The organism is Neglectibacter caecimuris (genome assembly GCF_034335015.1).
In the GTDB taxonomy this organism is placed as follows: domain Bacteria; phylum Bacillota; class Clostridia; order Oscillospirales; family Acutalibacteraceae; genus Acutalibacter; species Acutalibacter caecimuris_A.
Map to the genome: position 1 here is coordinate 1 of NZ_JAWXXK010000015.1, position 5,206 is coordinate 5,206.

5 protein-coding genes are annotated in these 5,206 nt (G+C 49.8%); all 5 read left to right on the forward strand.

What is annotated here, in order from left to right:
• Window positions 1–69 precede the first annotated feature (69 nt).
• Window positions 70–2,931: a PASTA domain-containing protein gene (locus U8T64_RS13780; RefSeq protein WP_322184415.1), complete on the forward strand. Its 2,862-nt coding sequence runs from the start codon at window positions 70–72 to the stop codon at window positions 2,929–2,931.
• Entirely contained in the window at window positions 2,928–3,107 is a 180-nt protein-coding gene (locus tag U8T64_RS13785; protein WP_322184417.1) for a hypothetical protein, read from the forward strand. Before U8T64_RS13780 ends, U8T64_RS13785 begins: the two co-directional genes overlap by 4 nt.
• Window positions 3,108–3,363: 256 nt before the next feature.
• Complete coding sequence (locus U8T64_RS13790) at window positions 3,364–4,098, forward strand: hypothetical protein (RefSeq protein ID WP_322184419.1); 735 nt, start codon at window positions 3,364–3,366, stop codon at window positions 4,096–4,098.
• Window positions 4,088–4,294 (forward strand): hypothetical protein, encoded by a 207-nt coding sequence (locus tag U8T64_RS13795; RefSeq protein WP_322184421.1) that lies wholly within the window; start codon window positions 4,088–4,090, stop codon window positions 4,292–4,294. The genes U8T64_RS13790 and U8T64_RS13795 overlap by 11 nt, the downstream gene beginning before the upstream one ends.
• 217 nt (window positions 4,295–4,511) lie before the next feature.
• The gene (locus U8T64_RS13800; protein ID WP_322184423.1) at window positions 4,512–4,985 is read left to right on the forward strand and encodes an HD domain-containing protein; all 474 of its coding nucleotides are present in this window, start codon (window positions 4,512–4,514) and stop codon (window positions 4,983–4,985) included.
• Window positions 4,986–5,206: the final 221 nt, after the last annotated feature.

Here is a 5,206-nt window from a genome sequence, read left to right on the forward strand (position 1 = left end):
CTGGATCGTCTGGTGAAGGGGCTGTTTCCGTAAGGAGGAAATGTAGAAAAAGGGAAAGGGAGGGATCAGATGGCGCGGATCAGCACAGACGGGAAGCATAGAGAGAATACGGCGGATCCGAGGTGGCAAAAAGAGCAGGAAGAAAAAAGGCGGTATCAGGAAACCTATAACGCCGGAGGCGCCGGGCCCACGGCGCGGCAGATAAACGAAGCGTGCGCGCGGAACATTGAAAAATCCCAAAAGCTGGCGTGGTCGGCGAAGAATCTGGAAAAAAGCGGAGAGCAACGAAAATCGACGGAGGATACCCTGATCCAGGCGAGCCGGAGCTGGGTGCAGTACAAGGCGGATATCGAAGCGGATTGGGCAGTGGCGGAGGAAATGGAAAAGGATCTGATAGAGAAGCCGGAGAACCCGGAGCTGGAACGGAATCACGACGAGCTGGTGGGAAACGTGAACAGGCGGGAGGGCACGCTGCAGGTCTATGAAAACAGCTGTCAGAATATGGCGGGGGAGTACACAGGTCTTTCCATGCAGGAGGAGCAGGACAAAGAAACCTGCCGGAGGGATTACGAGGACTGGGAAAGCGACCGGTGGCTTTATACCAAGCTGCTGAGCGACTACCGTGGAAACGATATGGAGGAGCTGTCCGAGGAGGCGCTGGCCGCATGGCAGGAATTTCAGGAGGGCAGCTGGGAGTACGTGGAAACGGAAATCAACCGGCGGCTCAAGGAAATAGGGGAAGAAATAACGGAAACAGAGAGGAAAACGGGAGAGCTGTATCAAAGCGATCCGGAGAACGCTCTGATAGGAAACGTAAGGATCGGGAACGCGATAGAAAAGCGGAAAGCCCTGGAGAATGAGGCGGCGGCCCTGCGGACGGAAAAGTATCTGCTGGAAGGGGAGAAAAAGCGATCCCGGCAAAGGCTGGAGGCCATAAGAGACCCGGACTTCCAGAAGTATGTGGAGCTGGGAAAAGCGGCTGAAAAGGGGATTTACCACGAAACATTGATAAATCAAGCCGCTTTACAAAAAAGCGGTGTAATTCTTCCGATAAATGCATTGGAGCCCTTCGAAGATACAGGAGCAATGGAGCCGATTGATCAGAAAATATATTACTACCTCTGGGGAAAGGAAGGAAACGAGACAGCCGCGAAGAGCTATAAGCACTCCCTGGAGCGTCAGATCAACCAAAAAAGGAGCGATGAGTATCTGGAGCGAATTCAGAAAGGAGCGGAGGAACAGCCCTTCAGATATGGAATCACTTCCACGCTGTTTAGACCGACCGCGGCGGCCTTGACTGTCGGAGACATGCTGAAGGATTGGACAAGCCCGGAAGCGGAAAAGGGCCTGCTGTCAGATCCGAATACACCGGGGAAAAGCATGACCAGGGGGATCTGGGCGGCAAGGCAGCCTGGGCTGGACAGCATCGAAAATCCGGGCGCAAAAAAGGCTGCAAACTATATGTATAACGTGGTGGATATGGCCCCCGGCGCTGTACTGGACGCGCTGGGGACTCCGGGGCTGGGAATGGCCTACAGAAGCATGGTGCGTGGAACCGACGGTTATGTAGAAGCGGCCTCACAGGGAGCCACGACGGAACAGGCGCTGAAAGAAGGGAAAAACAGAGCGGCGCAGGGAATGTTCTTGGAAAACGCGTCTCAAATGGCAGGAAACGGGCAGAACGGCGGCTTCTCCTGGCAGCCGGGAAGTGACTCACAGCAGGGCGCTTCCCTAACTCTGCCGAATTCCGGCCAACTGAGCGGGCTTTCGGTAGAGGAGGCCTATGCCGTCTTGCAGTCCGCAGGCTTAAGTCCGCAAATGATCCAGGAGGCGCTGGAAAGCAATGGGTACTTCGCGGAAAACCTGCTGGAGCTTTCCCCGGCGGCGGGAACCGGCGCCGGTCTGAGCTCGCAAGCGTTCTCAGGCTTACCCGGAAACAGCGGGTATCTCCCCGAAAACCTATTGAAGCTTCCGGGAGCCTCCGCTTACGAGCCTCTTTCCACCACGCTGGGAAGGGTGGGCCTGGAGCAAAGCGTGTTCCAGGGCCTGATGAGAAACAACGGCTTTTCCATGGAAAACGCTCTGGCTCGCCCCTCGGCACAGCAGGCCTACCATATTCTGAAGGCCGAAGGCTTTAGTCCTGAAACATCGCGGTATCTGCTGGAAAGTAACGGATACCGTTTAGATGATACCTCCCAGCTTCCGGATTTGCTTGGGGACGATACGGGGGAGGTGTTGCAGAGAGACGAGGGCTTATCGGGAGAAATGCTTGAACTGCCGAAAATCGGAGAAGAATTTGGCAATGGCGAAAAAAGACTTGAAAAACGCGGCTATTCGGATATACTAAAAGGAGATTACTTCAGCCAAATCGAAGAGGAAGCGGATATCCCCGAACTATATCGTAATGACTTCAGTGATTACGAGGAGTTGACTCTTACCGAGCAGGAAGCAGATGCATTTTTTTCTCTTCACGATAAAGCAAGTGAAAACGGACAGGAAAATATATTGGGCTTTATCGATGGACGCAGGACGGAAATGAAAGAAGGTGAGCTTGAGGACAAAGTTCAGATCCCCGCGGAACTTCTGGATAAGAATAACCAGAATGTGAAAATTTACCATAACCATACGAATTGCACAACGCCTTCCGGCGCCGATTTGCGAAAGCTTACCATTGAAAATGTATCTGAAATAGGAGTCATTACAGCGAATGGAGATATATATACTGTTAGTGTTGGAAGTGGTGAGCGTCCTTCGGAGGAAGAGTTTGATGCGGTTGAAAAACAAATAGAGAAAGAAGCTAATGCCGCAATAATGGAATATCCCGATTTTTGGGAGTGGACGCCTCCCCAAAGAAATTATATGGCTATCAGAGAAAAAACATATCTAATTGCTCGCCATTTTGGCTGGACGATCAAAGGAGGAAAAGGATGAACAAATATTTTCATGAGGACATGACGGCAAACGAAGCAAGAACCCTTCTTTATACCTTGGTAGATCAAAAAACGAAGGAAGAAATGGAGGAGGTTTGGGAAGAATATTCAAAAGTCATTGATATTATTTTGGATAGGAACCAAAAGAAATACACAGATTGGTTTGCTGCAGATTAAACCTGTAATTTTGCCCCTTGCCGGAAAATTTCAAAGCCAAATATAATTTCTTTTACAAGCCAGCAGTATACCAGAAATGGTGTACTGCTGGCTTTTTTGTTCAAGATAAGAAAGATAAGAGCAGTGCTGGCAGTTTGCCGGTCTGAGCTCACAAGCCCTCTCAAGCTTACCGGGAAACAGCGGGTATCTCCCCGAAAACCTGTTGGAGCTTCCGGGAGCCTCCGCTTACGAGCCTCTTTCCACCACGCTGGGAAGGGTGGGCCTGGAGCAAAGCGTATTCCAGGGCCTGATGAAAAACAACGGCTTTTCCATGGAAAACGCCCTGGCCCGTCCCTCGGCACAGCAGGCCTACCATATTCTGAAGACCGAGGGCTTCAGCCCTGAAACTTCGTGGTATCTGCTGGAAAGTAACGGGTATTCCCTGAAGGGGATTTCCGAAAAGACCGGATACACGCCAGAGCTTGACTCCGGGCCAAATGGAAATCTTCTCGAGAATGGCTGGGAGGAGACTTTCCAACTTCCGGATTTGCTTGACGATGGCGAGGAGGACTTGCTGCAAAGAGACCAGGGCTTATCAGGAGAAATGCTTGAGTTGCCAGGAGTGGGAGAGGGAGCTCTCAGCAATGGGAAAAGAATTGAAAATTTTGATATTTCAGAGTACAATGAGATTGTAGAAAAATATGCTGATATCGACACAAAAGTGGTGTGGCAAACAGCAAAAAACGGTGGAAAACATAAGGGAATCTATAATGATGCAATGAAACACAAGGAAGGCCCCTTGAAAAAATCAATTATTTCCCATACTATGCAGGTAGAAGAGCACGCTCGAAAAGTTGCCGACCCTGTGTCTTATGATTCTGGGTGGGCGCAGAAAGATCAACGTGCTAAAGAAGGCTTGCTAAATAAATGGAGAAAAGATTTACAGAGAAATGCAGAACAGGCATCTATAGAAATGGAAGTTTGGAAGGAGAGATTCGGAAATGAGTACTGAAAGATTATCAGATATTGTAGCTGCTATTAAAGAAGCTGCCGATGAAATCAACGCGAAGAGGAGCAAAGATAGTCAGGATTATGGGCAGCTTTTAGCTTATGCAGAGTCTTTATGTATCATTCGCGACGCATGTGACCCCGACATTTTGAAAGAAATAGGGCTTGATTTCGATATTGATAAGAAGTACTTGCAATGACAATTTTATAATGCGAGGAGTGAAGATCTGTCACTAAAATATTTTGCAATACTTTATCCCGGAGAAACGCTGGAGGAATGCTGGCGTGTATGCCGCAAATGTGAAGGTGGTTTTGAGAAATACAACTTTCTGACAGGTGTTTGGGAATATAATATAGAGTTGTTTCAAATCTACACAGGAGATATCGAAGTAGAAGAAATCACGGAGGCGCAGTTACATGAAATTATTGCTCGAATCCAAAGAGGTCTGGAAAGCGCATCAGCTGGCGGCCGCCGCCCATAAGGGGCAGACAGACAAAGGCGGTTCCCCTTATATCAACCACCCCATTGCTGTTGCGGAAGCGCTGGAAACGGAGGAAGAACAGGTTGTCGCGCTGCTTCACGATGTGGTGGAGGACACGCCGATCACTCTGGAAGAACTTCTGAAGCAGGGCTTCTCCCAGCGTGTGGTTCAGGCGGTGGACTGCCTTACTCACAGAGAAGGGGAGCCAAGGGAAGCATATCTTGCACGGATCAAAAGCGATTCCCTTGCCACAGCGGTAAAGATTTCCGACCTACGCCACAATTCTGATTTAGGGAGAATTCCCATTCCCACAGAGAAGGATTTTGCCAGAGTCGAAAAGTACAAACGGGAAATGGAGTACTTAAAAAATCCGTGTAGCTGTATTCCCGGAAATGGGTTTACAAAATAGTATTACGGAAGCCAGCAGTATACCAGAAATGGTGTGCTGCTGGCTTTTGTTATGCAATAAAAGGAACAGGGCTGGGGCTTGGGGAATGGATTTTCCGAGGCGGACTGGAAGCTGGCCCAGGAAAACCCGGACGCGGGCATGAGCATTTTGCAGTCAAAGATAGATTACAACGCGGCGACAACCGAGGAGGAGAGAATCAGGGCCAACCAGAGCGCAGAGCG